Origin of the sequence: Amnibacterium flavum (assembly GCF_003097495.1) — a bacterium.
GTDB lineage: Bacteria > Actinomycetota > Actinomycetes > Actinomycetales > Microbacteriaceae > Naasia > Naasia flava.
On record NZ_QEOP01000002.1, the window covers coordinates 241,152 to 267,207 of the forward strand.

Consider the following 26,056-nt stretch of genomic DNA (forward strand, 5'->3'; position numbering starts at 1 on the left):
TCAGCGCTCCCAATGAATCCGCAATCGTTCTGGGTGGTATCCCGTGTGGCCTTTGGTGTCCGTCACGGTCAGGGTGACGTGGGAGATCGCACGCGCGAGCATGCCTTGGCGCTCCGTCATCGAGGCGAGCTCCCATGCCTCTGAGTGCGTCAGGCCGGTTTCAATGAGTCGGATGGATCGCTCCACAGGGGCCGCACGCAGGTCGGTACGGCGCCCTTTCAGAATTGCGACACGGCGGAGGATGGCGGGCTCGTCGGCGCTGTCCGACGCCAGTTCCGCCAAGGTCTCGCGGAGCGCTGTCTCGATCTCTCGCAGCGCCGAGGCGGACTCAGGGGAAGTGGTCTCCTCGACCTCGCGGACCTCTGGGTAGTGGCCCACGACCGAGAGGTACTCCTCAGTTATCGCGCGGTCGGCGTTCTCAACGGTCATGTTTGGCCCGGGACAGCGCCCGCTCTTGCGCCCGCACGTATAGACGATTCGCCCGCCGTGGCTCGAGACCCAGAGACGCGCGTTGCACAGCGCGCAATAGATCAAGCCAGAAAGGAGACGTGCCCTTCGCGGGCGACGGGCGCGGGGAGAGGCGGGACGTTTCGGGTCGCGCAGCGCTAGTCGTAGCCGCTCCACAGTGGAGCGATCGAGGAGAGGTGGATAGGCGACAAGGGGAAGACCGTCGGCGTCTCGGACGAGTTCCCAGACTTTCCGTTGCCGCCCGCCCTCGTCGACAACCTTCCGGCTGCGAGAGATCCTCCCGAGGAGCGACTCCCCGGTCCAGACGGCTGCCAGGCCGGCGTACGACCAGGAGCCACGATCCAGACCGACAGGGTCCAGGCCCTTCATTTCAGCGAAGCGATAGGGGCTTCGCGTAGTCGGGATCTTCCGAGCGGTGAGGTCGTCGATGATTGACGCCTGTGACTCGCCGGCGAGAATGCGGGCCGCGACTTCCTGAATGACGGCCAGCTCGGGCGGATGCGTGACAAGCGTCCGGCCGCCCTCGGCCCTGGGGGCCGAACGATAGCCGAAGGGCACGGTCCCGCCCACGAAGCGACCGGCCGAGCGGTTGGCCCACACTGCGGAGCTAACCCTCATAGCGGTCGATTCGGCCTCTGATCGCGCGACCTCCGAAAGCACGGCCGCCAAGAGGCGCCAGCCCGCCTGATCGGACCTAAGGCTGTCCTGAAAGGCGACGAAGAGCGCCCCCGGGCGGGTATCGAGCGTGGTCACAAGATCGCCGATTGCGGAGAGGCCTTGGCGGGTCCATCGATCGAGCTTCCAGACAGCGAGGACGTCCGCTTCCCCGTCCCGCAGCATGCGTAGCGCCTCGGTCGCGTTCGCCCGCGCCTTTCGGCCCGAGAGGCCGTCATCGGCGAGAACTTGCACGACTTCCCAGCCCTCGCGACTGGCGAGATCTCGAAGATCGGACTCTTGGCGGCGGATCGAGTCGGAGATGACATCGTCTTGGGCAACGGACAGGCGGAGGTAGAGGACGGCGCGCATGATGGTTCCCTTCTGGCTACGCAAGGGGAGAGGGCCAGGAGGGCCCGCTCTGCTCACTTCTGGGCGGCCGAGTGAGTCATGACCGCCGGACTCGTGCTCGCGATCTGGGCCGTCGCAGCGCCCGCGCTGACCGACGTGTTCGATCAGGCCATCCGGCGCGTCACCGCGTTCTGAACCGCACCCCGATGTGGCAGCGGGTCAGCGCTCGACTAGCGGACGAACGCGGCAGCGCCCCCGCGGAGTTCGTCATGGTCGGTGTGCTGCTCACCTTCCTCTTCCTCGGCGTCCTCCAGCTCGCGCTCGCGCTGCATGTGCGCAACACCGTCACCGATGCGGCGTCCGAAGGCGCTCGGTTCGCGGCCCTCGCCGACAGCACCCTTCCCGCAGGCGCGGAGCGCACCCGGTACCTGATCTCGGTGGCGGTGGGCGACGGGTTCGCCGCCGACGTCTCGGCCCGAACCACGGAGTGGCTGGGAGCTCCCGTCGCCGAGGTCTCGGTCACCGCGCCACTGCCGCTCATCGGCCTGTGGGGTCTCGACGGTGCATTGGAGGTGACGGGTCATGCGCCCCTCGAACAGCTTGCGGACTGAACTCGCACGGCGCGTCTCCGACGACAGGGGATCGGCGGCGCTCGAGTTCATCACCGCCGGGGTGCTCCTGCTCGTGCCGATCGTGTACCTGGTGATCGCCATGTCGGCCATCCAGGCCGCGACCTTCGCGACCGAGGGGGCGGCCCGCAACGCGGCACGCATCTTCGCGACGTCCGACACGCAGGCCTCCGCCGAGAGCGCCGCCGAGCGTTCCGTCGCCTTCGCGCTCGCCGACTTCGGGATCGATTCCGGGGCAGCGAGGGTCGATGTGAGCTGCACCCCGTCGGCGGCCGACTGTCTCGCACGCGAGTCGCTCGTCACCGTGACGGTGCGGGTGGATGTCCCGCTGCCGTTCATCCCGTCGATGGTCGCGAACGTCATCCCGACGAGCGTGCCCGTCGAAGCGAGGGCGATCCAGCGCGTGTCGACATTCGCCGTGCTGGGCCCATGACCATCATGCGCAACCGTCTGGGTGGTGATCGACTTCGGAGATGGAGCCGTGACGACGGATCCACACTCCCTCTCGTCACGGGATTCACCGCCCTGGCACTCGCCGTCGTGCTCGTGGTGGTCGCGGCCAGCTCCCTGTACCTCGCGCACAAGAGGCTGCTGACCATCGCCGACGGCGCGGCGCTCGCCGCTGCCGAGGGATTCGAGCTCGACGATGTGACGCTCGAGGACGGTCGTGTGACCCCGCACCTGACCGATGCGGGCGTCACCGCAGCGGCGGCGGCCTATCTCGCCGAGGGAGAGACGGACCGGCGGGACCCGGTGGCCCTCATCACCGCGTCGAGTCCCGACGGCCGCAGCGCGGTGATCACGCTCGCATCCGCCTGGGCGCCACCGTTGATCAGGGTCTTCGTTCCCGACGGGCTTCCGCTCGAGGTCACGACGACGGCCCGCAGCATCTTCCGCTGAACGCTAGGACGCGAGGATGTCCTTAACCATCGGGATGACCTTCGTCCCGTACAGCTCGATGGCCCTCATCGCCTTGGCGTGAGGCAGCGGGCCGGCGCTGTACTTGAGGTCGAACCGGTCGACGCCGAGTCCCTTCACGGTCGCGGCGATCTTCTTCGCAACGGTCTCGGGCGAGCCTACGTAGAGCGATCCGTGGTGGGCCTCCTGGTCGAACTCCGCCTTGCGCATGGGAGGCCATCCGCGGGTCGCGCCGATTCGGTCGCGGTTCTCCTTGAACGGAGGGAAGAACTCCGCCATCGCCTGCTCATCGGTGTCGGCGATGTAGCCGGGGGAGTGGACGCCGATCGGCAGTCCCGGGGTGCCGAGCTGGTCGAGGGCGCGGTGGTACAGGTCGACGTACGGGGCGAAACGCAGCGGGTCGCCACCGATGATCGCGAGCATCAGCGGCAGACCGTACCGGGCGGCACGGACGACCGACTCGGGGCTCCCGCCCACACCGATCCAGGTCTTGAGCTGGCCGGACTCGACGGGAGGGAACACCTTCTGGTCGGTGAGCGGTGCGCGGAACCCGCCTTCCCACGTGACCGGCTCCTGCTTCAGCAGCGCGGAGAACAGGTCGAGCTTCTCGGTGAAGAGCTCCTCGTACTGCGACAGCTCGAAGCCGAACAGCGGGAACGACTCGGTGAACGATCCGCGACCCAGGATGACCTCGGCGCGACCGTTCGAGATGGCGTCGAGAGTCGAGAAGCGCTGAAAGACGCGGATGGGGTCGTCGGAACTGAGCACGGTGACAGCGGACCCGAGGTGGATCCGCTCGGTGCGACCCGCGATCCCGGCGAGCACGACATCGGGTGCGGAGACGGCGAAGTCCTCACGGTGGTGCTCACCCACCCCGATGAAGTCGACGCCCGCCTGATCGGCGAGAACGCCCTCCTCGACGACGTCGCGGATGACCTGCGCCAGCGGCTTCGGCGATCCGTCGTCGTTGTTCGTCGCGTCGCCGAACGTGTCGAGTCCGAACTCGTGAGCAGTCATTTCGATCCCATCTCAATGCATACGCATAAAACAGCGCTGGCGTGTGCAACCGGTCTAGCACGCGCTTCATTCCACGCGCAGCGGCACGGAGTCGAAACCCCTTCGTTGTCGAGTTGGCTGCGTGCTCAGGCCGTAGCGGCCGGGGGAGCAGGGCGACCGCGGCGGCGGCGCAGGAGGATCGGAACCACGATCGCGGCGATCAGGAGCAGAACCACGACGACGAGGCCGACGATCGACAGTGTCATCGGTACGGGAACCGGCGCGGTGGCGATGTCGGTGAACGTGGATCCGGGCGTCGTGAACGTCTGCTGCGGCATCTCGGCGACGGTGACTCCGCCGGCGATCGATGGGTCGGGCGTGAACGTCGCCGCGACCGAGTAGTCGGCGCCGGGATCGAGCTCGACATCGACGGGGACGGTCAGCATTTCGGGTTCGCCAGTCGGCTGGGCTACCTCGGAGCTGAACACCGAGGTGCCGCCGGCGTCGGTGACGTCGACGTTCCACATTCCCGGAGGCGCCGACTGGCGGGCGTCGACGTAGGCGCCGCCGACGCTGAGCTCGACGCTGGTGACCAGCTCGTCGGCTCCGCTCTCGACCGTGAAGGATGGCTCGATGGCGAGCGGGCCCACGTTGATGGTGATCGAACTCCTCGACTGGCTCGGATCCAGGTTCGAGCCGGGCGCCGGTGTGAAGACCGCCGTCAGCTCGTGCGCACCGGCTCCCAGCAGGGTCTGCGAGTCGGGCTGCGAGATGTAGGCGCGACCGCCCGCCTGCAGCGGCACGTCATCGGCGAACGGCTCGGCCATGCCGACGATGAACGCATCGATCGTGCCGCCGGTCGTGTCCACGGGGCCGGTCGACTTCTCGTCGTAGAAGCCGTTGCCGCTGACGACGACCTCGACGACCCAATCGGCGCCGAAAGCGATGTCGATGGGACCCTGGCTGGTGATCGTCGTGCTCGTGGATTCGGCCGCAGCCGCGGGGCTGCCGGTCAGGACAATGGTGGCGAGGACGCCGGCTGCGGTGAGCAGGCCGGCGGAGGCCCGTGTCCGGGTACGGGATCGATCAGACACGCTCGGCCTCCGACTGCGATATGAGTTCGGTCTCGGGCGCGCTGGCAGCGGGCTCGGTTGGCTCGTCCGGATCGGTGGTCGGGCCGTCTCCGCCGTTGTCCCTCTGCCCGCGCTCGGCGGTCCGGCGACGCAGCAGCGCCACGAGGAGGACGACGATGCTCGCGAGAGCGACGAGTGCCGACACGATGATCGCCCAGAGCGGCACCGTGTCGACGGCGGTCACGGTGACGGGCTGTTCGACCTCGGGTTCGCCGTTCGTCGGCACGGTGGCGGCGGCGGGAAAGGGAATGCGTTTCGCTGTCGTGTCGATCACATTGTGATATCGGCGTTTCCGGTGATGAGCCCGGACTCTGCAGCTCATTCGGCGGCACTCAGCGGTGCGGGGAGTACCGGGGCAGGTAGCGCAGGAGAGCGCCGACCCCGACGAACGCCAGACCGCCGATGGCAGCGGCGGCGATCGGAAGCGAGAACGCCGCGGTGAGCCCGGCGATCAGGAGCGGCGCCGCGGCGCCTCCCGCGTCGTTGCAGAACCGCCACGCGCCGAGGAAAGGTGCCGGTCTGCCCGGTGGGGCGAGATCAGCTCCCAGGGTCATCAGAACTCCCGCGCCGATGCCGTTGGAGAGGGAGAGGAACACGGCAACGACGACGAACCACACCTCACGGGACGCCAGATCGTGCGTGAATGCGAGACCGATGTGCCCGACGCCCAGCCCGATGAGCGAGGGTACGGCGGTGAACAGCCTGCCGAAGCGATCCATGATCTGGCCGCCCGTGTAGAAGAGCGCGAAGTCGATCCCGCCTGCGATGCCGATGATCGTCGCCGTGTGCGCCTCATCGAGTCCGATGCTGACGCCCCAAAGAGGGAGGATCACCTGGCGGCTCGCGCGGAGCGCCGCGACTATCGACGAACCGGTGCCGAGACGCAGCAGGACCGACCTGTAGGCCACCAGGGTCGCGAACAGGCCGACGGCCTCATCGCGGACCAGCTTCTCTCCCTCGCGCAGCGGTTCGGAGGCCGCGCGAGCGCGCGACGCCGCCGTCACCCCGAACGTCGACTCGGGGTCGGGCAGCGTCAGGAGCACGATGCCGGTCGCCACGCAGCAGACGACGCCGATCCACAGCGGTGCGCCGGTGTCTCCGGTGAGATTCAGCACCAGCGCGGCGATGAACGGGCCGACGAGCAACCCGAACCGGAACGTGCCACCGAGGGTGGAGAGGGCCCTCGCCCGGTGGCTGATCGGCACGAAGCTCGTCATGAACGCGTGCCGGGCCAGCGCGAACACCGCGGTCGCCAAGCCGAGAAGCAGGATCCCGACGGCGAGAACGAGCGGGTGCGGAGCCAGGACGCTCGTGACGAGACCGGCGATCGCGACGAGCGTCGCATAGAGCATCGCGGTGCGCTCGCCGATGCGGGAGACGATCCACCCGCTCGGGATGTCGCCGAACAGTTCACCGAGCGTCAACATGGCGGCGATGAACCCGGCGACGGCGAGCGTCGCGCCGAGGTCGGTCGCAAGGGCGGGGATGACCGGGAGGATGGCTCCCTCGCCGATCGAGAACAGAGCCGTCGGGAGCAGGGCGGGGAGTGCGATCGAGCGCCAGCGGAAGTCGCTCATCGCATCGGTCATGTCGAATCCACCCTACGCGCGCCCGACGGGCGGTCCCGCAGCACGGCCGCGACCGCTGCCCGTCGCCCGATCCGGCCAGCGGGTAGGCTTGGTGCGCCATGGCTGAACTGGATATACCGCAGGAGATCGCCGAGTTGCGCTCCACTTTCGGCGCGATTCTCGCGGTCGTCGATGTCGACGAACTCCGCGCGAAGGTCGCGGATCTCTCCGAGAAGGCGGGTGCGCCCGACCTCTGGGACGACCCGGCCGCCGCGCAGAAGGTGACCAGCGAGCTCAGTCACGCGCAGGCGCAGCTCGCCAAGCTCGGCAGCATCGAGCAGCGTCTCGACGACCTCGAGGTCCTGGTCGAGATGGTGGCCGAGGAGAGCGACCCCGCCATCGTCGACGAGAGCGCCGCCGAGATCGGCTCCGAGCTCAAGGGTCTCCAGGCTCTGATGAGCGAGCTCGAGGTGCAGACGCTCCTCAACGGCGAGTACGACGCGCTTCCCGCTGTCATCACCATCCGTGCCGGTGCGGGCGGTGTCGACGCCGCCGACTTCGCCGAGATGCTCCTGCGCATGTACCTGCGCTGGGCGGAGCAGCACAAGTTCCCGGTCAACGTGATGGACACCTCCTACGCCGAGGAGGCCGGCATCAAGTCGGCGACCATCGAGGTCGACGCGCCCTACGCCTTCGGCACGCTGAGCATCGAGGCCGGCACCCACCGGCTGGTGCGCATGAGCCCCTTCAACTCCGCGGGAAAGCGCCAGACGAGCTTCGCCGCCGTCGAGGTCATCCCGCTGATGGAGGAGGCCGGCGAAATCGAGATCCCCGAGAACGACATCCGCGTCGACGTGTTCCGTTCGTCGGGGCCCGGCGGTCAGTCCGTCAACACGACCGACTCCGCGGTGCGTCTCACCCACATCCCGACCGGCACGGTCGTCTCGATGCAGAACGAGAAGAGCCAGATCCAGAACCGTGCCGCCGCCATGCGCGTGCTCCAGTCGCGGCTCATGATCCTCCAGCGCGAGGAGGAGAACGCCAAGAAGAAGGAGCTCGCCGGCAACATCACGGCGAGCTGGGGCGACCAGATCCGCTCGTACGTCCTCGCGCCGTACCAGATGGTCAAGGACCTCCGCAGCGAGTACGAGGTCAACAACCCGTCGAACGTGTTCGACGGCGACCTCGACGGCTTCATCAACGCGGGCATCCGGTGGCGCAAACAGGGGGACAAAGACGCGTAAGCGTCGACTCGGAGAAGATCGGTGACGTCCGGCACGCACGGCGCTGTCCCGGCTCCTCAACCTTCAACTCCATTCGAGTAACGTTCGACTCCGGGTGTCGCGCGCCGGTCCTCGCGAACTCGTGCATAACCTCGAGTCGCCATGATTCGTTTCGATCGCGTGACCAAGCTGTACTCCGGCAACTCCAAGCCCGCGCTCAACGGGGTGGATGTCGAGATCAAAGCCGGCGAGTTCGTGTTCCTCGTCGGCGCCTCCGGCAGCGGCAAGTCGAGCTTCCTCCGCCTCGTGCTGAAGGAGGAGAAGCCCACCTCGGGCGAGATCCACGTGCTGGGGCAGCGCCTCAGCAGCATCTCGAGTCGCAAGATCCCGTATTTCCGGCGCTCGCTCGGTGTCGTCTTCCAGGACTTCCGTCTGCTCCCCGGTCGCACCGTCTACCAGAACGTGGCGTTCACGCTCCAGGTCATCGGCAAGTCCCGCGGCTTCATCCAGGAGGCCGTGCCCGACGTGCTGAAGATGGTCGGGCTCGACGGCAAGGCCGAACGGCTCCCGCATGAGCTGTCGGGCGGCGAGCAGCAGCGTGTCGCGATCGCGCGCGCCGTGGTCAACAAGCCGGCCATCCTGCTGGCCGACGAGCCGACCGGAAACCTCGACCCGACGACGAGCGCCGGGATCATGCAGGTCCTCGAGCTGATCAACGCCGGTGGCACCACGGTCGTCATGGCGACCCACGACGTCGGCATCGTCGACACGATGAAGCGCCGCGTCATCGAGCTCACCGGCGGCAACATCATCCGCGACGAGGTCGAGGGCGGGTACACGACCTCCATCTCGCTGCCCACCATCCCCGGCGCGACTCCTGCGCCGGCTGTGACGGGCGCGGCGGCCTTCGCTGCGGCCGTAGCCGAAGAGGTCGGCCAGATCGAGCTGCCCACCAGTCCGCGAACCGTGGTCGAGACCTCCGCTCCCGAGCCTCTGCACCCCGTCACCGCCTCGGTCCCCATCGCCTATCCGGGCGCCGTGCCGACCATGACGGGCGTGATCCCCGTGCAGGGCGATTACGAGCAGTACCTCCCCACCGGGCCGGTCCAGCCGGTCAGGCCGGCCGCCGCTCCGGCCGCGTCCGCGCCTGCGGCCCAGCCCGCCGAGCGGACGGCTCCGGCTGAGGCTCCCGCGCAGACCGCAGCCCACCCGGTGCAGACGGCCCAGGCAGCCCCCGCCGAGCCCGAGGTCCGTACGGCGGCGGAGCCGACGACCACCTCGGCGCCCTTCGGCGTGACCCTGCCCATGGCCGCGCCGTCGCCCGAGCCGGCCCCCGCTCCGATCGCGGCGGCTTCGACTCCTGCTCCGGCCGCTGCTCCGTCGACGCCGTCGAACGCCGACGACGACCCTCTGGCCTTCTTGAGGCGCCGCCCCGCAGCCGCGGCGCCGACGGCTCCCGCGCGCGCAGGCGAGACCGCGCCCTCCACCACCGGTCGCACGGGCGCGCACGCCGCGGTGCCCCCGGCCTCCCGGCCCGCAGCCGATCCCGGCGTACGCGACGACGACCCTCTCGCTCTCGCCGTCCGGCTCGGACTGCGCAACCACGGTGCCGCCCCCGAATCCACGGGATCACAGGAAGTTGGACCCACCGAATGAGATTCGCACTCATCTGGGGCGAGGTCGGTCAGGGCCTCCGTCGCAACCTGTCGATGGTCGTCTCGGTGATCCTCGTCACCTTCATCTCACTCACCTTCGTCGGCGCGGCGGGTCTCCTCCAGTTGCAGATCACTCAGATGAAGAGCTTCTGGTACGACAAGGCGCAGGTCGCCGTCTACCTCTGCAACGGCACGGTCGGCAGCGAGACCTGTGCGGCCGGCGCGGCGACGCCCGAGCAGGTGCAGGCGGTCAAGGATCAGCTCGACTCGTCGACCCTCGCCCCGCTGATCGACAAGTACTACTTCGAGTCGCAGGACGACGCCTTCGCGAACTTCAAGGAGCAGTTCGCGGGCAACGCGGTCGTCGACTACGTCACGCCCGACCTGCTCAATGAGGCGTACTGGATCAACCTCAAGGACCCGTCGCAGGCCGACGTGATCCAGGAGAGTCTCACGACCCTGCCCGGTGTCGAGAGCGTGGCCGATCAGCGGCGGCTCCTCGACCAGATCTTCGCGGTGCTCAACACCGCGAGCATCACCGCGATCAGTGTGGCGGCGATCATGCTGGTGGCCGCGAGCCTGCTGATCTCGACCACCATCCGGTTGTCGGCCTACTCGCGTCGTCGCGAACTCGGCATCATGCGGCTCGTCGGGGCGTCGAACCGGTTCATCCAGACACCGTTCGTGATCGAGGGGGCCCTGGCGTCCTTGATCGGATCGCTGCTCGCGAGCGCCGTGGTCGTCGCGATCGTGCAGTTCTTCGTGCAGGGCTATCTCGCTCAGGGGCAGGCTCTGAGCTTCTCCTATGTGACGCTCTCCGACGCGCTGCTCGTGGTGCCCTGCCTGATCCTCCTCGGCGTCCTCCTCGCCGCCGTGTCGGCGCAGCTGTCGATCCGGCGACATCTCCGAGTCTGATCGCCCGGCGCAGGTCGGAACTCGGGCGGGCCGGAACTTCGGCTCGCGTTCGGCACCGCGTGAGGTGAGGACGCGGTAGACTCGACGGCTGCCCATCGAGGCGGTATCAGCACGGCGCGAGATGCGCGCCGGTCGAGGAGGAGGTGTTGTCATGCCCAAGGAGACGGGACGCAAGGTCGTCGCCACCAACCGCAAGGCGCGCCACGATTACTCGATCGAGGACACCTACGAGGCGGGTCTCGTGCTGTCCGGCACCGAGGTCAAGTCGCTCCGCGAGGGGCGCGCTTCACTCGTCGACGGTTACGCCTTCATCGACGGAGGCGAAGCCTGGCTCGACGCCGTCTACATCCCCGAGTGGGGTTCCGGGTCGTGGACGAACCACGCGACAAGGCGCAAGCGCAAGCTGCTGCTCCACAAGGAGCAGATCCTGAAGATCAGCCACCGCATCAAAGACGGCGGCTATACGCTCGTGCCCCTTCAGATCTACTTCAACGAGGGCAAGGCCAAGGTCGAGATCGCGGTCGCGAAGGGCAAGCGCGAATACGACAAGCGTCAGGCTCTGCGAGAGCGCCAGGACACCCGCGAGGCACAGCGCGCCATCTCGACTCGGCGCAATCTCGGCGACTAGGCCACCTGCCCTCAGTGCGCGGTGCCGGTGCTGCGGTAGGCGACTTCCGGACGGCCGGGGGAGCCGTAACGTGGCTGCCTCTCGACGACGCCGTTATCAGCGAGATGCTCGAGGTAGCGGCGCGCGGTGACGCGCGACATGAGAAGGGCGTCCCCCACCTCGGCTGCCGAGGCGGGCGCGGACGCGGCGCGGATGTGCGCGGACACCGCATCAAGAGTGGGCGCGGACAGGCCCTTCGGTAGAGCGGACCGTGCCGCGGGGCTGCGGAAGGCGGCGAGTAGTTCGTCGACCTCGCTCTGCGTCGCGACACTTCCTGCCGCGCCGCGCTGAGCCCGGTACGCGGCGTACTGCGTGAGCTTGTCGCGGAACGAGGCGAAGGCGAACGGTTTGATCAGGTAGTGCATCGCCCCGAACGACATCGCCGTCTGCACCGTGTCGATCTGCCGGACGGCCGTAACGGCGATGATGTCGACGTCGATCCCCGAGGCCCGGATGTAGCGCGCAAGATCGAGTCCGCTCGCGTCGGGCAGGGTCAGGTCGAGCAGTACCAGTTCCACCGGCGTCGGTCTCTGGTCGAGCAGGGCGCGGGCCTCTCGCGCCGTGCGGGCCACACCGCCCACCTCGAATCCGTCCAGCCTCTCGACGTACGCAGCGTGCGCCTGCGCGGTGAGCTGATCATCCTCGACGACCAGTACGCGGATCATCGGATGCCCCCTGCGCCCGCCGGGAACGTGACCGTGACCGTCGTCGGGCCGGTGTCGTCGAGCGCCACTGTCGCGCCGCGGTCGGACAAGAGGGTGGCCACCACCGCCAGCCCGATCCCATGAGCCCCCGGTTCTCCGGCTTTGGTCGTCGCGCCCCGCTCGAACCAGTCGGCCTGGTCGCTGACGCCACGTCCCGGACCACTATCCGAGACCGTGAGCGCCACCCGGCCGCCATCATCGCGCAGGCCGAAATGCACTGATCGGTCGGCCTCGCCGCGCAGTGCTGCTTCGATCGCGTTATCGAGAAGGTTGCCGACGACGGACACCACCGCCTGAGCGGTCAGAGGAAGAGCGACCCCCGGTTCCGCCGCGACCGACATGGCGACGCCGCGCTCGCTGGCCTGAGCGGACTTGCCCACCAGCAGTGCTGCCAAGACCGGGTCCGACACCTGCCCCAGTACCGCATCGGTCAGGACCTGGCTGCTCTGCGACGCCTCGGTGACGAGTGCGATCGCCTCATCCACCCGACCGAGTTCGAGCAGCGAGACGATCGTGTGCAGGGTGTTCGAGTACTCGTGGGCCTGCGACCGGAGCGCGCCGGTCATCGTGCGCACCGACTGCAGCTCGCCGGAGAGCTGCTCGAGCATGCTCTGGTCGCGCAACGTCATGATCGCCGCTGTCCGGTCGCCCGCCGAGGCCCGTCCGATCGTCGTGGTGGGCTCTTGATTGACCAGCAGCACGCGGTCGCCCGCGACGAAGCTCTCCTCGACCACTCGGCGACCGCTTCCGAGCACTTCGGCGAGCCGCGCATCGATGCCGAGCGCGGTCGGCTCGCGCGGTTCGAGGGAGTCCGGCGCCGGCGGCAGGCCGAGCAGATCAGCGGCCTCATCGTTGTAGAGCACCACCCGACGGTCTCGATCGGTGAGCACGACGCCCTCGCGGATCGATTGCAGCACCGACTCGTAGAAGTCGACCATGCGCCGCATCTGCTGCGGTCCGAGGGAACCCGCCGACCGGCGGAGCGAGCGGAGGAGAAGGAGGGCGACGGCGCCGTTGACCGCAACCGTCAGAGCGGTGAGGGCGATGAGGAACGGCACCCGCGGGGCCAGGATCTCCGCGACGTTCTCCGTCGTCACCCCGGCCGACACGATGCCGACCAGACGACCGTCGACGTCGATCGGAACGACCGCCCGCAGTGATGGACCAAGGCTTCCGGTGAACGTCTCGGTGATCGTCTCGCCCCGTTGGGCGGCCGTGATCGTGCCCAGGAACCGTTTGCCGATGAGCGACCGATCGGGGTGGGTGAAGCGGACGCCGTCGGGCGACATGATGGTCACGAAGTCCACCCGGGTGGTCGCCACCAGATCGAGCGCATACGGCTCGAGCGCTGCCGTCGGGTCATCCCCGAGCAACGCCTCCTGCACTGCCGGATCGGCCGCGACGGTTCTGCTCACCGCCAGGCTGCGCTCGGCTGCCGAATCCTCGGCACGCTGTCGCCCGTCGACGATGAGAGCGGCGAGCAGGGCCGCGCCGATGATCAGCGTCGCCGCGAGCTGCAGACCGAAGACGCGGGCCGCGAGGCTCCACGGGCGTCGTCGAGCTGGCATGCGCACCTCCTCGTGCCTGGCGTCTGTGGCGGGTAATCGGCCCGAGGCCAGTAAAACAGCTGGCGTGCGGCGGGGTGCCGACCAATATGAACACAACCCCCGGCCGTGCGGAGCCCGCGAGCAGGCTGTACCGATCTTCTCCCACTTGTGATCGGCCACAACGCTGTGCCGGTCGGATCGGATGTTCTGATGGCAACGAAGCTGACGACCAGGCGGCGCATCGACCGCAACCATTTCCTCTACCTGTCTGTGATCGTCGCGGTAATCGCCGGAGCGATAGTGGGCCTCGCCGCACCCGAGACGGGCGTCGCGCTCAAACCGCTCGGTGACGGTTTCGTCGCTCTCATCCGCATGATGATCGCGCCGGTGATCTTCTGCACCATCGTGATCGGGGTCGGCTCGATCGCCAAGGCGGCCACCGTCGGCAAGATCGGCGGCCTCGCGCTCGGCTACTTCATCGTCATGTCGACCTTCGCCCTCGGCATCGGGCTCGTCGTCGGCAACATCCTGCACCCCGGGGCCGGACTGGACATCTCGGGCTCGACGTACGAGATCGAAGGCGAGCCGAAGACCACCACCGACTTCCTGCTCGGCATCATCCCGACGACCCTGCTCTCGCCGTTGACCGGGGAGAGCGTTCTCCAGGTCCTGTTCGTGGCGCTTCTCGTCGGCTTCGCGCTGCAGTCGATGGGTGCTCGCGGGACGAAGGCGATCGATGCCATCAAGCTGTTCCAGACCATCGTCTTCCGTGTCCTCTCGATGGTGCTCTGGATCGCACCCGTCGGGGCGTTCGGCGCCATCGCCGCGGTCGTGGGCAAGACGGGCGCCGGCGCCCTCGTCAGCCTCGCGACGCTGATGATCGGCTTCTACATCACCTGCGCGCTGTTCATCATCGTCGTGCTCGGCAGCCTGCTCTGGGCCGTCACCCGGGTGAGCATCTTCTCGATGATGAAGTACCTCGGTCGCGAGTACCTCCTCATCGTCGGAACCTCCTCGAGCGAGGCAGCCCTGCCCCGCCTGATCGCGAAGATGGAGCACGCCGGGGTCTCGAAACCGGTCGTCGGCATCACGGTGCCGACCGGTTACTCGTTCAACCTCGACGGCACCGCCATCTACCTGACGATGGCGTCGCTGTTCATCGCGAGCGCCATGGGCACTCCGCTTTCGATCGGCGAGCAGATCGGTCTACTGCTGTTCATGATGATCGCCTCGAAGGGTGCCGCCGGTGTGGCTGGTGCGGGCCTGGCCACGCTGGCCGCCGGTCTGCAGACCTACCGTCCCGATCTCGTCGACGGCGTCGGCGTCATCGTGGGAATCGACCGCTTCATGTCCGAGGCGCGGGCCGTGACCAACTTCACCGGCAACGCCGTCGCCACACTGCTCATCGGCACCTGGACGAAGCAGATCGATCGGGAGCAGGTGCGTTCGGTTCTCAGCGGCGACAATCCGTTCGACGAGGCGGCTTTCGCGAAGGGCGACCCGCACGCGACGGATTCTCTCTCCGAGTCACCGTCCGCAGACGGTCAGATCGACACGGCGGCCATCCGTCAGATCGTCGAGGGTGAGAAGGTCGGACGGGGAACCGCGCGATGATCGTCCGCCCCGGCGCCGCAACGCTCGGTGCAGCCCAGGCCGAGCCGTCCGGCCCGGGGCGTCCGCCGGCCGACCTCTGCCGCTCCTGGCTGCTGTTCCCCGCGACCCGCATCACCGAGCTGTCGGAGAAGCATCACGTGGCCGATGCGCTCGTCCTCGACCTCGAGGACGGCGTCGCCGAGGGCCGGAAGACGACAGCGCGGGACGCGGTGGCCGAGTTCCTCGCCGACCGGGAGGCGTGGGTGCGCATCAACGACGCCGCCACAGCGCACTGGTTCGACGACCTCACGGCGATCGCAGGTCTGCCGGGTCTGCAGGGCGTCGTGCTGGCGAAGGCCGAATCGCCCGACGATGTGCGGCGAACGGCCGAGCTCCTTCCGCCCGGCACCCTGATCGTTCCCATGATCGAAACCGCGGCATCGCTGCTGCGAGTGGATGGCATCGCGGCGGAGCCGAGCACCTTCCGTCTCGCGTTCGGGGTGGGCGACTTCCGCAGCGACACCGGCATCGGCGAGGATCCCCTCGCTCTGGCGTATGCGCGTTCGCGCCTGGTCATCGCCAGCGCGGCGGCCGGGATCCCCGCACCGATCGACGGCCCGTCCCGCTGCGGTGTCGCGGAGGTTGCGGCTCGTGTCGGGCACGGGCGCGCGATGGGCATGCGAGCGGCTCTCGTCCTCGATCCGACGAACCTGGACGAGGTGCACCGCGCACTGTCGCCCACCGACGACGAGATCGTGGTGGCCCGTGCGCTGCTCGAGCTGCCCGTGCGGGGAGACGCCGACGGGAGCTATCTCCCCGCGGTGAAGCGGGCTCGCCGGGTGCTCGCCCTAGCCGAGGCGTACGGGCGCTGACACATTCGCGTTTCGCTTCGCTCAACGGGCGGGGCGGGCGGGCGTTTCGCTTCGCTCAACGGGCGGGCGGGGCGGCGGCGCGTTCGCGGAGGAGCGCGGCCACCAGGGTCTCGGAGTCTCGCGGACCGAAGTGCTCCAGGGCCTGTTCGTGCAGTCGTGTCACGAGACGGCTGAGTTCGAACGGGGTCGAGGTCGAGTCGGCGATGCGGCTCACCGTCTGCAACTCCTCGACCACCCGGTCGAATCCGAAGTCGGCCGAGTAGTCCCCGGCGAGCAGCGGCGCCAGGTGCAGGTCGAGGAATCGGCTGCCGCCCGCGCTGCCGACGAGGGCATCGCCGAGTGCGTCAGGGGCCATGCCGAGTCGTTCGCCGAGCATGAGGGCCTCTGAAACGGCGACCACCTGCCCGAACCAGAGCAGGTTGGCGAGCAGTTTCACCGTCTGGGCGTCAGACGGAACCGGTCCGACCAGGCGCACGCCGCCGGGCGACGCGAGCGGGCCGAGGAGGACTCGGGCATCGGCGACGGCGTCGTCGGCCCCGGCGAGGTGGAAGACGAGTGTGCCGTCCTCGGCGTTCGCCGGCCCGCCCCCCATCGTGGCGGTCGCCGTGCGCACGCCGTATTCGGCGGCGATCGCGCTGAGCTCATTCGTGAGAACGGGGTCGCCGCTGGTCAGGTCGAGCCAGAGCGCGCCCTCGGGCAGGTGTCGCAGCAGGCCCGCGTCACCGACGAACGCCGCGCGGATCTCGGCGACCCCGGGAAGCACGGAGACGAGGATGTCGCTCCGGGCGGCGAGCGATTCCGCATCGGAGACGACAGCTGCGCCGATCGCCGCGGCACCGGCTCGGGCTTCCGTATCGACGTCGTGCACCGACACGGCGAAGCCCGATGCGAGCAACCGACGACAGATCGGTAGCCCCATCCGCCCGACGCCGAGGACGCCTACCCGAGGCGGTGTCGGATCATCCATGGGCTACCTGCCGATCTGCCGGGGCGCAACCGCTCGATCTGCAGCCGAGGGGGCCGTGAGTGTGGTGGCAGGAATGGTATCGACCGCCGCGCGGTTGTAGTCTGTGGTGCTGCACTCCGGTGCGGTTTGACAACTCAACAGCGCGATGGTGGCCCCTTCGCAGCAACCGTGCACCGCACGGTCGCGGAGGCCAGTACGGGGATGATCGGTTTCGACATTGCCTGAATGACCGTGAGAAGCGGGCCGAGGATGCAGGGTTATCTCGTAAACGATCTCTGCAAACCATAGGTGCCAATTCCAAGCGCACCGACTTCGCTCTCGCTGTCTAAGCCAGAGCCATGAAGTCCGTCAGCCCGGGCGTGTTCCCGTCCCGGTGTCTGGCGTCGATTAGGGAACTTGCTGCGGTGTTGTGTTTCAGGGCACCGCGGGACTTGAACTGAGACTGGGCTCGTCGATTCAGGCGCTTGCGACAAGTTTCGGAGCCGAGTAGAACGCTTTCCGCAAGATACGCCCGTAGAAGGCACGGGATTACAGCAATGGACGGGGGTTCAATTCCCCCCATCTCCACTCCAGGCCACCATCGCGTTGACTGAGTCGCCCACCTCCGCTGTTCACCCCGCCGCCGAGGAGCGTTTCATGCCCGACCCCATCGCCTACTTCGAGTCGACGGACACCGTTCACATCGCGACCGCGCTGAAGTCCGGCGCAGAGGTCGTGACGCCGATCTGGTCGGTCGTCGTCGACGGTGTGCCCTACATCCGCAACGGTTTCGGCGCCTCCTCGAAATGGCATCGCAGAGCGCAACGGGCCGGCGGCGCGGCCGTGTTCGTCGACGGCTCCGATCGGTACCCGGTCAGACTCGTCGAGGAGACGGACGCTTCCGTGCTCGACGCCGTCGACCGCGCCTACGAGGCGAAGTACGCGAGCTACGGCAGTTCGTTGCAATCGGTCCTCACCCCGAGCGTGCGGGCGAGTACGATCCGGCTCATCGTCGAGTAGCGCTCGCGACACAGCGGCGGCAGGCAGAGAGGACTCCGATGGCTGAGCAGTTCGAAGTCGTTCAGGAAGGCGAGTACCCGGCCTCGCCCGACCGCGTCTGGCAGGCCGTCACCGCAGATACGGCCGCGTGGCTCTTCCCCGCAGGAGGGGGAGAGGAGATCGTCTGGGAGCCTCCCACGCACCGCGTGAACCGCATGGACGGGCCGGATGGCTGGTTCAATCACCTCGAGCAGGTCATCGAGGCGAGCGCCGACGGTCGCTCATCCCTGCGCTGGGTCCACCGGGGCGTCCTTCCCCCGGGCACGACCGACGCGACCGGGATCGAACTCCACACCGCCTTCTACCTGCACACCCTCGCCGAGTATCTCGAGCATTTCGATGGACGTCAGGCCGTTTTCGTCGACGTGCAGGGTCCCTCCGAGTCGATGACGCAGGACGCGTTCGAGGTCGTGCGCGCCGCGATCGGCGTCGACCCCGACGCGGTGGTCGGCACGATAGCGGAAGGCGAGCTCCCGCTCGTATCGAGCGACGCGATCCTCGATTACTCGAATGCCCACTTCATCGGACTCCGCACCGACGATGCGCTCTACCGGTTCTTCGGCCGCAACGCGTTCGGCGGCCCGGTCGGACTCACCGTCCACCACTTCGGTGACGCGGATGCCGACGAGCTTCAGGTCGAGTGGCAGCAGTGGCTCGACGGACTGTTCGGATCCGACGCTCCGGAGTGAGCGGCGGTCGTCGCGAGCTTCGCGTCGGCTAGGCGAGGTTCTTCGCGATAGCGGCGAGCACCTGCTCGGACGTCGGCACACCGGTCGCGCGCATGACCTCGGTGCCATCTCCGCCCGTCATGACGACGGTGGGTGTCGACGTGATCCTGTGCTGCTCGCTCTCGTCGGGCCGGTCGGCGACGTTGACCTCGCGCCAGGTGATCCGGTCGTCGAGCGGCGAGGTGCTGAGGACTGACGCGACGAGGTCGAGCGTGTGCCGGGTCGACGTGCACGCCCCGCAGAAGCTCGACGAGTAGAGGGTGACCGTCAGTTCCGGCATCGCCCGTGTCCTCTCATCGTGCTCACCCAGTGCTCAACCGCATTCGAGGAGCAGTTCTTCCCACCTTTGGGGGTGCGGGAGTGCCCGCGAAGACAGGCGCAGCGCGGATTGCCTCGGTACCGTTGACCATATGCCAGGAGCAAGCATCGAGTCGCGCGTCAGCGCCGTCGTCGATGCGTGGCTCGCCTGGTTGCCGCGCTGGTCGCCGAGCCTCGCTCGAGCCCGCGCTCGAGTGTGCCGCAAATGCCTCGGATCGCCGGTGATCGCCGCCGCAGGGCTCGGGGATGCTCCGCACCAGGTGCAGCACGCGCTCGTCAGTCGGATCCACGCCATCGTCGACGCCGATGTCGCCGCGTTCACCGCATCCGAGCTGCCGCTGCTCGACGCCGAACTCGACCGCAACGAGGCCGAGCGCCGGGCGTCGCGCCCGTACCGCCCCGAGGAAGGGCTCGATCACGAGTTCGAGGGGCTCGGCATCGACCCCGAACCGGTTCCGGGCGAACCGTATCTCTTCACCCTCGCCGGACTCGCGGAAGCCGAAGCGGCGCCCGTTCCCAGCGCCCAGAAGCCGCCGCTCGACGAGGAGTCCAAGGCCCGGCTGCGACACGAGATCTCGCTCGCCGACGATCGTGCTGCTCAGGTCGGGCAGGCCGCCTGTCTCGCCCTCGTCGACCATCGGGGTCGCATCGCTGCGGCGGTCCACGAGGTCGTCGCCCCGCAGATCGAAGCGCTCATGAGCGACCTCGGCATGGGCCTCGACGCCCCCGACGCGGGATCAGGCGACCGCCTCCACTGACTCGGATATCCCGGGCGCATACGCACGTTCCGGCACGCGCGTCTGTCCGGAGCGTCCGGTCTCGTGGGTGGGCGTGTCTCCGATGCAGGGATTCGGGCGCGGCAGTTCCGCCGGGTGGTCTGCCGGATTTCACTGATGCCGGGGTGTGGTCGGCGGTTCCGGTGGGTGGGTTTGTGCCGGTTCCCGGGGTCGGTGGTGGGGGCGTTCCGGGCGGGCGCGCACGTTCCGGCCGGCCCCGGTGCCCGGAACGTGCGCGCGATCGGGGCTGAGTTCGGGTGCTCGTATTGCGTTCGAAAAATTGGTTCAAGTAGTGGTCTAATGAACAGTTGATCAGGGCTTATTTGGTCCGGTCAGTGTCGGTGGTTGGCGGCAGAATCAGGGGTATGAGCAGCCCCGTCGACCTCCTCAACGAGCGCGTGGGTGCGCTCGCGGGGCTCGTCGAGGGGATGCCGTGGGCTGACACCGCCGAGCTGGGGGAGCTGTTGGCGGGGGCGAAGGATGCCACCGTCCTCGATCTCGCCGCCCGGGTGGGGGAGGTCGTCCGGTTGGCCGACGCGGTCGCCGCCCACATTGCGGGGGAGATCGAACGCCGCTCCGACCGCACCCTCGAGGCCCCGCTCGCGACCCGATTGGGGGAGCGGAACGCTCCCGCGATGATCGCGTCGATCACCAGGGTGCACGCGACCCGGGCGAGGGACTGGTGCGAGGTCGGGACCCGCCTCAGCCGTCGGACCGCCCTCACCGGGGAACCGCTCCCGTCGTTGCATCCGGTCGTCGCTGAGTCTGTTGATGACGGGTCGCTCGGGATTGACGCCTCCCGCGTCATTCTCGCAACGCTCCGGCAGGTCGAACCCTTCACCACTGTCGAGGACCTCGCCGGGTTGGAACGGTTCCTGGTTGACCAGGCGGCCGAGCTGCCGCTCACCGATCTGACGAAACTGTGCCGTGCATTGCCGGACCGGTTCAACCCCGATGGGATCGAACCCCGCGAAGAAGCCGCCCGAGCACGCGCCGACTTCAGTCATCGCCCACCGGGACGGGACCTACAGCAGCGTCATCCACTGGGACACGGAGTCCTACGGTGTCGCCGAAGCGGCCCTCAACGCCCGAATGCGTCCCCGCAAGGTCACCTTCACCGACCCCGACACCCCTGGGGGTGATGAGGCGACCCGCGACACCCGGACCATCGGGCAGCGGCGTCTGGACGCGCTGACCTCGATCATGCGGGACTCTTTGCGCGCCGATACCGGGGATACCAGCGGGGTCGACACCACCGTCCTCGTCACCATCCCCCTCGAGGCCCTGCTCTCCGGGGTCGGGACCGCGACCTTGTTCGGTGTTGATGCTCCGATCAGTGCCCGGACGGCACGGCGGATGGCGTGCGATGCGAAGATCATCCCCGTCGTCCTCGACGGGAACTCCCAACCCCTCGACCTCGGCACCGCCCGCCGCCTCTTCAGCCCCACCCAACGCCAGGCGATGGCTGTTCGGGATGGTGGGTGCGTCTGGCCCGGCTGTGATGAACCGCCCTCACGGTGTCAGTCCGCGCACGTCACACCCTGGGCCAGTGGGGGACCCACCGATATCCGTAACGGGGTCCTGTTGTGTCCGTTCCATCATCGAAGGTTCGACCTCGACGGATGGGACCTCGACACCGACCCTGCTACTGGGACCCGATACTTGATCCCACCCGCCTGGGTCGACGCCCGACGGACACCACGACGCATCAGCCCGAACTCGCTCGCTGCCTGAGTTCCCTGCGTTTCGCTGCGCTCAACGGGCGGGGCGGGGCGGCATTCCTCGGGGTCTGCGTTTCGCTGCGCTCAACGGGCGGGCTGCACCGTCCGCTTTGAGGCCTGCGTTTCGACGGGCTCAACGGGCGGGCGGGGTGGCATTCCTCGGGGTCTGCGTTTCGCTGCGCTCAACGGGCGGGCTGCACCATTCGCCCTGGGGCCATCGAGTCCTCGGGTCCTGCATTTCGACGAGCTCAACGGGCGGGGGTAGAGCAGTATGTCTCCGGGTCTGCGTTTCGGCGCGCTCAACGAGCGGGCGAGGTGGAGCGCGTCTCGCGGGCTGCGTTTCGACGAGCTCAACGGGCGGGCGGGGAGGCCCTGCCTCCGGATTGCGTTTAGACGGCTCGATGGTGGGCCGCTTTGGGCGCGGGGCCTTCGGTTCGACGGGTTCGGCGGGAGGGCGGGGTGGCGTAATCTCGGAGATCTGCTTCTGGGAGGTGCAGTGTGACGGACGTGCTGGTCATCGGTGAGGCGCTGGTCGACATCGTCGTCAGCGCTCGGGGCATCGAAGAGCACCCTGGCGGTAGTCCCGCGAACGTCGCACTCGGCCTCGGCCGATTCGGCGCAGAAGTCACCCTGCTCACCGCCATCGCCCCCGACGAGCGCGGCCGCGCGATCGCCGTCCACCTCGAGCAGTCGGGCGTCGTCATCCTTCCCGAGTCGTACTCCGCAGACCGAACCTCCAGCGCGATCGCCACGATCTCCGCCGACGACGGCTCCGCCGACTACACGTTCGACGTCCTCTGGGATCCCTCCCGTACCGTCCTCGACATCGCACCCCGCATCGTCCACACCGGCTCCATCGCCGCCTTCCTCCAACCCGGCGCCGACACGGTCCGCGCCCACGTCCGCGAACTCGACGCAGACGAGGTGACCTTCGACCCCAACATCCGCCCCGCGCTCATCGGAGACCGGATCGGCGCCGTCGCCACCTTCGAGGAGACCGCGGCCCTCGCAACCGCCGTGAAGCTCAGCGACGAGGACGCCGCCTGGCTCTACCCCGACGCATCCGCCGACGAAGTGCTCGACCGCATCCTCGCCATCGGCCCCCGGCTCGCCGTCATCACCCGAGGCGCCGACGGTGCCGTCCTCGCCATCCCCGACGGCCGAGTGGAGGTCGCCGCCGTCTCCGTCGACGTCGTCGACACCATCGGAGCAGGCGACACCTACATGGCGTCGCTCATCGACTCGCTGCTGCGGTGGCCGTCAGCCGAGCTGACCCTCCCGGTCGTCGAGCTCATCGGAGGCCGCGCCGCCCGCGCCGCCGCCATCACCGTCTCCCGCGCCGGGGCCGACCTCCCGTGGCGCGACGCGCTGGGAGGCGACGAGTAGCTTTCGGCCGGCTCGCAACATGCGAGGTATACCGTCGGAGGAATGACGGCCGAGCCCCCTGACAGCGCGAAACTCTCCGACCGAGTCCGCTGGCAGGCATTCGGTGTCAGCGTCGCCGTCGCAGCTCTGACCATCCTCGACCTCTCGAAGGTCAACGTCGGACTCCCGTCGATCGAGAACTCCCTCAATGCGGGCCCCACCGAGCTTCAGACCATCGTCGCCGGCTACGCCCTCGCGTTCGGACTGACCCTCGTCCCCGCCGGGCGGCTGGGCGACATCCACTCCCGTCGCACCCTGTTCCTCGTCGGCCTCAGCGCCTTCACGATCACCAGCCTGCTGTGCGCCCTCGCCCCAACAGCTCCTCTCCTCATCGTCGGCCGCTTCCTCCAGGGAGTCGCGGCCGGAATCCAGATGCCCCAGGTTTTGGGGCTCATCCAACAGCTGTTCCAAGGCGCGGAACGCGGTCGCGCATTCGGGCTGTTCGGCGCCATCATCGGCCTCTCGACGGCCTTCGGCCCCACCATCGGCGGGCTCCTCATCGCGGTCGGCGGAGATCAGGACGGCTGGCGCCTGCTGTTCTGGATGAACGTGCCCCTCGGCATCGCGCTCCTCTACTTCGCCGCCCGCCTGCTGCCCAGGAAGCAGGTGAAATCGAAGTCGACCGACCTCGACCCGGTCGGCATCCTGCTCCTGGGCGTGGTCGTCCTCACCCTGATGCTGCCGTTCCTCCTCACAACCGGCGGTCCCGAGGACGATCCGCGCCGCTGGTTCTTCCTCGTCGGCACGGCCGTCTTCGCGACCGGGTTCATCCTGTGGGAGCGCTCGTACACCGCACGCGGCAAGACTCCGGTCGTCCGATTCGCCCTGTTCCGCCTGAGCTCCTACCGCAACGGGCTCCTCATCGCGACGGTCTACTTCGCGGCGATTCCCGGAACCTTCCTGCTCACGACCCTCTACCTGCAGCAGGGCCTCGAACTCGCGCCGGTGTTCGCCGGAATGGTCACCATCCCCTTCGCCCTCGCCTCCGCGGTGACGGCCTGGATCGGCGGCCGGCTCGTCGAGACCCGCGGCCGATCGCTCGTCGTCGTCGGCCTCGCCGTGGTGATCGTCGGCTTCGCCCTGTCCATCCTCGCGGCGACCCTTCCGCCGCCCGAACTCTCGCCATGGCTGATGTCCGCTGCACTGGCGGTCGCGGGCCTCGGCGGCGGGTTCGTGATCTCGCCCAACCAGACCCTCACCCTGGCCGAGATCCCCATCACCGACGGCGGTGTCGCCGGATCGATGGCGCAGGTCGGTCAGCGCGTGGGCACTGCGGTCGGTGTGGCGGCGGTGTCATCGACCTTCTTCGCGACGATCTACGCGGAAGGCTCGGCGACGGACAAGATCACGGTCTACCACGACGCGTTCCGGAGCGGCTCGCTGGTCGCGCTCGGCCTCATCGTCATCGCCCTGCTGCTCGGATTCTTCGACCTCCGTCAGCGGGCCAAGGGATCAGCGAAGCAGGACGCCTGACCTCGGTTCGGCAGCACGGAGCAGTTCAGGCGAGGCTGAGCAGTCCAGCCGCGACGATCGCCAGAGCGACGCCGGCGATCTGGGTGGGCGCCAGTCTCTCGCGCAGCACCAGGGCGGCGAGCACGACCGTGACGACCGGGTAGAGATTCACGAGCACGGAGACGACCGCGAGCTGTCCGCTCTGGAGCGCGAGCACGATGAGCACGTTGCTCGCACCCAACAGGACGCCCGCCGCCAGGGTGAGACCGGAAAAGGCTCGGCTCCCGAGGGTCTCCGATGATTCGGCCGCATCCATTCGCTTCAGCCAGGCCGGTGAGTGCCCGCCCCGCAGGACGAGGGCGACAGGGCCGATCACGATCAGTCCGACGAGCGTGTCGAGCGAGGCGGGAAGTGCACCGGAGCCCTCGGGTGCCGCGTCGAGCGAGACGATGGAACCGCCGAGCAGAAGACCGGATGCGACGGCGAGAAGAAGGCCGCGCGGCAGCACCCGCTGTCCGTTCCGCGGCTCGGCGGCGACCAGCAGACCCGCGATGACGGCGGCGGCCACCCCCACCCACCCCTGCAGATTGAGCGAGTCGCCGAGGACGACTGCCGCGACGATGGGGACGAGCGTGTTGATGAGCGCGATCGACGGTGAGAGCACGCTCATCGGGCCGATGGCGAGCGACCCGTAGAAGGTGACGAACCCCGCGATTCCGAATAGGCCGGCCAGCACACCCGCCACCACCGTGCCGGGGCTCATCGACCAGGGAAGGAAGAGGAGCGCACTCACGGCGACAACGGTCGCCGAGCAGTAGATGACAGCGGTCGCAGTGATGCTGCCTCTACGTCGAGCCGCCACAGCCCCGAAGAAATCGGACGAGCCGTAGGCGACGCTCGCGATGAGGGCGAGCAGGATCCCCGTCACGGCCCCGGGTCAGGGAGCGACGGCAGCGACCGCGGCGTCGTGCAGCAGCCCGTTGCTGGCGAGGGCATCGCCGGCGGAGAAGTCCCGCACCCCCGAGATGGAGGTGATTCGACCGCCCGCCTCCTCGATGATCGGAGCGAGCGCGGCCAGGTCGTAGACCGCGGGACCGAATTCGCCGACGAGGTCGATCGTGCCCTCCGCGACCATCATGTATGCCCAGAAATCGCCGTACGCGCGAGTGCGCCAGACCGTGTCGGCGAGAGCGAGCAGCTGGTCGGTGCGCCCGGCCTTGCGCCAGTACTGCAGGTCGTTGTAGCTCAGCGATGCGTCGGTCAGGTCGCGCACGCCGGAGACGGAGATGCGGCGCGGCGCGGAGCCCTGTTCGACCACCCAGGCCCCCTGACCGCGGGCGGCCCACCAGCGGAGACCGAGCGCAGGGGCACTGACGACGCCGACGACCGGATCTCCATCGACGGCCAGGGCGATGAGGGTTCCCCACACCGGAACCCCGCGCAGGAAGTTCGCGGTGCCGTCGATCGGGTCGATGATCCACTGCCGCCCCGACTGCAGCTCGCCGCCGAACTCCTCGCCGTACACGGTGTCGTCAGGTCGCTCCTCGCGGAGGGCGGCGCGCAACGCGTTCTCGACCGCCCGGTCGGCGTCGGTGACAGGGGTGCGGTCGGGCTTCGTCTCGATGGTCAGGTCGAGGGCGCGGAACCGTGCGAGAGACACCACGTGCGCCATGTCGGCCAGATCGCGAGCGAATCGGAGGTCTTCGGCGAGCTGATCGGGCGTCGGCTGGGTCACCCG

General features: G+C 68.5%; 26 protein-coding genes, 1 other RNA gene and 1 pseudogene. 17 read left to right on the forward strand and 11 right to left on the reverse strand.

What is annotated here, in order from left to right:
• Positions 1-1,494, reverse strand: coding sequence for a recombinase family protein (locus DDQ50_RS08730; protein ID WP_116756372.1), 1,494 nt, complete (start codon positions 1,492-1,494; stop codon positions 1-3).
• A 248-nt stretch (positions 1,495-1,742) separates the two neighbouring features.
• Between DDQ50_RS08730 and DDQ50_RS08735 the strand changes: the two genes are divergently transcribed.
• Genes DDQ50_RS08735 through DDQ50_RS08745 form a run of 3 tightly spaced genes read left to right on the forward strand, consistent with a single transcriptional unit; the run spans position 1,743 to position 3,002 of the window.
• Positions 1,743-2,084 carry a TadE family protein gene (locus DDQ50_RS08735; RefSeq protein ID WP_377940262.1) on the forward strand — a complete coding sequence of 114 codons (342 nt, stop codon included), beginning with the start codon at positions 1,743-1,745 and terminating at the stop codon, positions 2,082-2,084.
• Complete coding sequence (locus DDQ50_RS08740; RefSeq protein WP_116756374.1) at positions 2,056-2,535, forward strand: hypothetical protein; 480 nt, start codon at positions 2,056-2,058, stop codon at positions 2,533-2,535. Before DDQ50_RS08735 ends, DDQ50_RS08740 begins: the two co-directional genes overlap by 29 nt.
• Positions 2,532-3,002: a pilus assembly protein TadG-related protein gene (locus DDQ50_RS08745; protein WP_240614317.1), complete on the forward strand. Its 471-nt coding sequence runs from the start codon at positions 2,532-2,534 to the stop codon at positions 3,000-3,002. Before DDQ50_RS08740 ends, DDQ50_RS08745 begins: the two co-directional genes overlap by 4 nt.
• A 3-nt stretch (positions 3,003-3,005) precedes the next feature.
• Here the strand turns inward: DDQ50_RS08745 and DDQ50_RS08750 are convergent, their stop codons facing one another.
• The 4 genes from DDQ50_RS08750 to DDQ50_RS08765 all read right to left on the reverse strand — a co-directional run bounded on the left by DDQ50_RS08750 (position 3,006) and on the right by DDQ50_RS08765 (position 6,738).
• Complete coding sequence (locus DDQ50_RS08750; protein WP_116756375.1) at positions 3,006-4,037, reverse strand: LLM class flavin-dependent oxidoreductase; 1,032 nt, start codon at positions 4,035-4,037, stop codon at positions 3,006-3,008.
• 125 nt (positions 4,038-4,162) lie between these two features.
• The gene (locus DDQ50_RS08755; protein WP_133245947.1) at positions 4,163-5,110 is read right to left on the reverse strand and encodes a hypothetical protein; all 948 of its coding nucleotides are present in this window, start codon (positions 5,108-5,110) and stop codon (positions 4,163-4,165) included.
• Entirely contained in the window at positions 5,103-5,423 is a 321-nt protein-coding gene (locus tag DDQ50_RS08760; RefSeq protein ID WP_116756377.1) for a hypothetical protein, read from the reverse strand. The genes DDQ50_RS08755 and DDQ50_RS08760 overlap by 8 nt, the downstream gene beginning before the upstream one ends.
• 58 nt (positions 5,424-5,481) lie before the next feature.
• Complete coding sequence (locus DDQ50_RS08765) at positions 5,482-6,738, reverse strand: MFS transporter (RefSeq protein ID WP_116756378.1); 1,257 nt, start codon at positions 6,736-6,738, stop codon at positions 5,482-5,484.
• A 98-nt stretch (positions 6,739-6,836) separates the two neighbouring features.
• Between DDQ50_RS08765 and prfB the strand changes: the two genes are divergently transcribed.
• The 4 genes from prfB (at position 6,837) to smpB (ending at position 11,138) form a co-directional block, all read left to right on the forward strand.
• Positions 6,837-7,961: a peptide chain release factor 2 gene (prfB, locus tag DDQ50_RS08770; protein ID WP_116756379.1), complete on the forward strand. Its 1,125-nt coding sequence runs from the start codon at positions 6,837-6,839 to the stop codon at positions 7,959-7,961.
• Positions 7,962-8,102: 141 nt separating this feature from the next.
• Complete coding sequence (ftsE, locus tag DDQ50_RS08775; protein ID WP_116756380.1) at positions 8,103-9,596, forward strand: cell division ATP-binding protein FtsE; 1,494 nt, start codon at positions 8,103-8,105, stop codon at positions 9,594-9,596.
• Positions 9,593-10,510, forward strand: a complete 918-nt coding sequence (gene ftsX, locus DDQ50_RS08780; RefSeq protein ID WP_116756381.1) for a permease-like cell division protein FtsX — start codon at positions 9,593-9,595, stop codon at positions 10,508-10,510. Before ftsE ends, ftsX begins: the two co-directional genes overlap by 4 nt.
• Before the next feature lie 151 nt (positions 10,511-10,661).
• On the forward strand, positions 10,662-11,138 hold the full coding sequence (gene smpB, locus DDQ50_RS08785; protein WP_116756382.1) for an SsrA-binding protein SmpB: 477 nt from the start codon (positions 10,662-10,664) through the stop codon (positions 11,136-11,138).
• Positions 11,139-11,149: 11 nt separating this feature from the next.
• On the opposite strand, the gene DDQ50_RS08790 is transcribed toward smpB, so the two are convergent.
• Both DDQ50_RS08790 and DDQ50_RS17055 read right to left on the reverse strand, forming a co-directional pair.
• Positions 11,150-11,842, reverse strand: a complete 693-nt coding sequence (locus DDQ50_RS08790; RefSeq protein ID WP_116756383.1) for a response regulator — start codon at positions 11,840-11,842, stop codon at positions 11,150-11,152.
• The gene (locus DDQ50_RS17055; protein WP_165829756.1) at positions 11,839-13,449 is read right to left on the reverse strand and encodes a sensor histidine kinase; all 1,611 of its coding nucleotides are present in this window, start codon (positions 13,447-13,449) and stop codon (positions 11,839-11,841) included. Before DDQ50_RS17055 ends, DDQ50_RS08790 begins: the two co-directional genes overlap by 4 nt.
• Positions 13,450-13,638: 189 nt before the next feature.
• Between DDQ50_RS17055 and DDQ50_RS08815 the strand changes: the two genes are divergently transcribed.
• Complete coding sequence (locus DDQ50_RS08815) at positions 13,639-15,042, forward strand: cation:dicarboxylate symporter family transporter (RefSeq protein ID WP_116757369.1); 1,404 nt, start codon at positions 13,639-13,641, stop codon at positions 15,040-15,042.
• Positions 15,039-15,893, forward strand: a complete 855-nt coding sequence (locus tag DDQ50_RS08820; protein WP_116756384.1) for an HpcH/HpaI aldolase/citrate lyase family protein — start codon at positions 15,039-15,041, stop codon at positions 15,891-15,893. Before DDQ50_RS08815 ends, DDQ50_RS08820 begins: the two co-directional genes overlap by 4 nt.
• Positions 15,894-15,948: 55 nt before the next feature.
• Here DDQ50_RS08820 and DDQ50_RS08825 read toward each other — a convergent pair whose 3' ends face one another.
• Positions 15,949-16,860 (reverse strand): NAD(P)-dependent oxidoreductase, encoded by a 912-nt coding sequence (locus DDQ50_RS08825; protein WP_116756385.1) that lies wholly within the window; start codon positions 16,858-16,860, stop codon positions 15,949-15,951.
• 197 nt (positions 16,861-17,057) lie between these two features.
• Here DDQ50_RS08825 and ssrA point away from each other — a divergent pair.
• From ssrA to DDQ50_RS08840, 3 genes are all read left to right on the forward strand, one after another.
• Positions 17,058-17,430, forward strand: a transfer-messenger RNA (tmRNA) gene (gene ssrA / locus DDQ50_RS08830).
• Positions 17,431-17,496: 66 nt separating this feature from the next.
• Complete coding sequence (locus tag DDQ50_RS08835) at positions 17,497-17,859, forward strand: DUF2255 family protein (RefSeq protein WP_116757370.1); 363 nt, start codon at positions 17,497-17,499, stop codon at positions 17,857-17,859.
• 38 nt (positions 17,860-17,897) lie between these two features.
• Positions 17,898-18,587, forward strand: coding sequence for an SRPBCC family protein (locus tag DDQ50_RS08840; protein WP_116756386.1), 690 nt, complete (start codon positions 17,898-17,900; stop codon positions 18,585-18,587).
• Positions 18,588-18,615: 28 nt separating this feature from the next.
• Here DDQ50_RS08840 and DDQ50_RS08845 read toward each other — a convergent pair whose 3' ends face one another.
• On the reverse strand, positions 18,616-18,906 hold the full coding sequence (locus DDQ50_RS08845) for a thioredoxin domain-containing protein (protein WP_116756387.1): 291 nt from the start codon (positions 18,904-18,906) through the stop codon (positions 18,616-18,618).
• A 130-nt stretch (positions 18,907-19,036) separates the two neighbouring features.
• Between DDQ50_RS08845 and DDQ50_RS08850 the strand changes: the two genes are divergently transcribed.
• The 5 genes and pseudogenes from DDQ50_RS08850 to DDQ50_RS08870 all read left to right on the forward strand — a co-directional run bounded on the left by DDQ50_RS08850 (position 19,037) and on the right by DDQ50_RS08870 (position 24,339).
• Complete coding sequence (locus DDQ50_RS08850) at positions 19,037-19,702, forward strand: spermidine/putrescine ABC transporter substrate-binding protein (RefSeq protein WP_116756388.1); 666 nt, start codon at positions 19,037-19,039, stop codon at positions 19,700-19,702.
• Between the two features lie 446 nt (positions 19,703-20,148).
• Positions 20,149-20,652 (forward strand): annotated as a pseudogene (locus DDQ50_RS17680) (hypothetical protein); the annotation flags it as partial.
• 22 nt (positions 20,653-20,674) lie between these two features.
• The gene (locus DDQ50_RS08860; protein WP_116756390.1) at positions 20,675-21,454 is read left to right on the forward strand and encodes an HNH endonuclease signature motif containing protein; all 780 of its coding nucleotides are present in this window, start codon (positions 20,675-20,677) and stop codon (positions 21,452-21,454) included.
• A gap of 485 nt (positions 21,455-21,939) precedes the next feature.
• Positions 21,940-22,827 carry a PfkB family carbohydrate kinase gene (locus DDQ50_RS08865; protein ID WP_116756391.1) on the forward strand — a complete coding sequence of 296 codons (888 nt, stop codon included), beginning with the start codon at positions 21,940-21,942 and terminating at the stop codon, positions 22,825-22,827.
• 42 nt (positions 22,828-22,869) lie between these two features.
• Entirely contained in the window at positions 22,870-24,339 is a 1,470-nt protein-coding gene (locus DDQ50_RS08870; RefSeq protein WP_116756392.1) for an MFS transporter, read from the forward strand.
• A 25-nt stretch (positions 24,340-24,364) separates the two neighbouring features.
• Here the strand turns inward: DDQ50_RS08870 and DDQ50_RS08875 are convergent, their stop codons facing one another.
• The gene (locus tag DDQ50_RS08875; RefSeq protein WP_116756393.1) at positions 24,365-25,246 is read right to left on the reverse strand and encodes a DMT family transporter; all 882 of its coding nucleotides are present in this window, start codon (positions 25,244-25,246) and stop codon (positions 24,365-24,367) included.
• A gap of 9 nt (positions 25,247-25,255) precedes the next feature.
• A complete protein-coding gene (gene hisN / locus DDQ50_RS08880; RefSeq protein ID WP_276308386.1) occupies positions 25,256-26,053 on the reverse strand; it encodes a histidinol-phosphatase in 798 nt (265 codons plus the stop codon).
• Positions 26,054-26,056 lie beyond the last annotated feature (3 nt).

Bases quoted from the DNA above. Each gene is read 5' to 3' on its own strand.
- DDQ50_RS08840 (WP_116756386.1), top strand. From the start codon at position 17,898: ATGGCTGAGCAGTTCGAAGTCGTTCAGGAAGGCGAGTACCCGGCCTCG.
- DDQ50_RS17055 (WP_165829756.1), bottom strand. From the start codon at position 13,449: ATGCCAGCTCGACGACGCCCGTGGAGCCTCGCGGCCCGCGTCTTCGGT.
- ftsX (WP_116756381.1), top strand. From the start codon at position 9,593: ATGAGATTCGCACTCATCTGGGGCGAGGTCGGTCAGGGCCTCCGTCGC.
- DDQ50_RS08820 (WP_116756384.1), top strand. From the start codon at position 15,039: ATGATCGTCCGCCCCGGCGCCGCAACGCTCGGTGCAGCCCAGGCCGAG.
- DDQ50_RS08815 (WP_116757369.1), top strand. From the start codon at position 13,639: ATGGCAACGAAGCTGACGACCAGGCGGCGCATCGACCGCAACCATTTC.
- DDQ50_RS08730 (WP_116756372.1), bottom strand. From the start codon at position 1,494: ATGCGCGCCGTCCTCTACCTCCGCCTGTCCGTTGCCCAAGACGATGTC.
- DDQ50_RS08850 (WP_116756388.1), top strand. From the start codon at position 19,037: ATGCCAGGAGCAAGCATCGAGTCGCGCGTCAGCGCCGTCGTCGATGCG.
- DDQ50_RS08745 (WP_240614317.1), top strand. From the start codon at position 2,532: ATGACCATCATGCGCAACCGTCTGGGTGGTGATCGACTTCGGAGATGG.
- DDQ50_RS08870 (WP_116756392.1), top strand. From the start codon at position 22,870: ATGACGGCCGAGCCCCCTGACAGCGCGAAACTCTCCGACCGAGTCCGC.
- DDQ50_RS08765 (WP_116756378.1), bottom strand. From the start codon at position 6,738: ATGACCGATGCGATGAGCGACTTCCGCTGGCGCTCGATCGCACTCCCC.
- DDQ50_RS08790 (WP_116756383.1), bottom strand. From the start codon at position 11,842: ATGATCCGCGTACTGGTCGTCGAGGATGATCAGCTCACCGCGCAGGCG.
- DDQ50_RS08825 (WP_116756385.1), bottom strand. From the start codon at position 16,860: ATGGATGATCCGACACCGCCTCGGGTAGGCGTCCTCGGCGTCGGGCGG.
- DDQ50_RS08740 (WP_116756374.1), top strand. From the start codon at position 2,056: ATGCGCCCCTCGAACAGCTTGCGGACTGAACTCGCACGGCGCGTCTCC.
- DDQ50_RS08845 (WP_116756387.1), bottom strand. From the start codon at position 18,906: ATGCCGGAACTGACGGTCACCCTCTACTCGTCGAGCTTCTGCGGGGCG.
- DDQ50_RS08860 (WP_116756390.1), top strand. From the start codon at position 20,675: ATGGGATCGAACCCCGCGAAGAAGCCGCCCGAGCACGCGCCGACTTCA.
- DDQ50_RS08750 (WP_116756375.1), bottom strand. From the start codon at position 4,037: ATGACTGCTCACGAGTTCGGACTCGACACGTTCGGCGACGCGACGAAC.
- DDQ50_RS08735 (WP_377940262.1), top strand. From the start codon at position 1,743: ATGGTCGGTGTGCTGCTCACCTTCCTCTTCCTCGGCGTCCTCCAGCTC.
- ftsE (WP_116756380.1), top strand. From the start codon at position 8,103: ATGATTCGTTTCGATCGCGTGACCAAGCTGTACTCCGGCAACTCCAAG.
- smpB (WP_116756382.1), top strand. From the start codon at position 10,662: ATGCCCAAGGAGACGGGACGCAAGGTCGTCGCCACCAACCGCAAGGCG.
- prfB (WP_116756379.1), top strand. From the start codon at position 6,837: ATGGCTGAACTGGATATACCGCAGGAGATCGCCGAGTTGCGCTCCACT.
- DDQ50_RS08835 (WP_116757370.1), top strand. From the start codon at position 17,497: ATGCCCGACCCCATCGCCTACTTCGAGTCGACGGACACCGTTCACATC.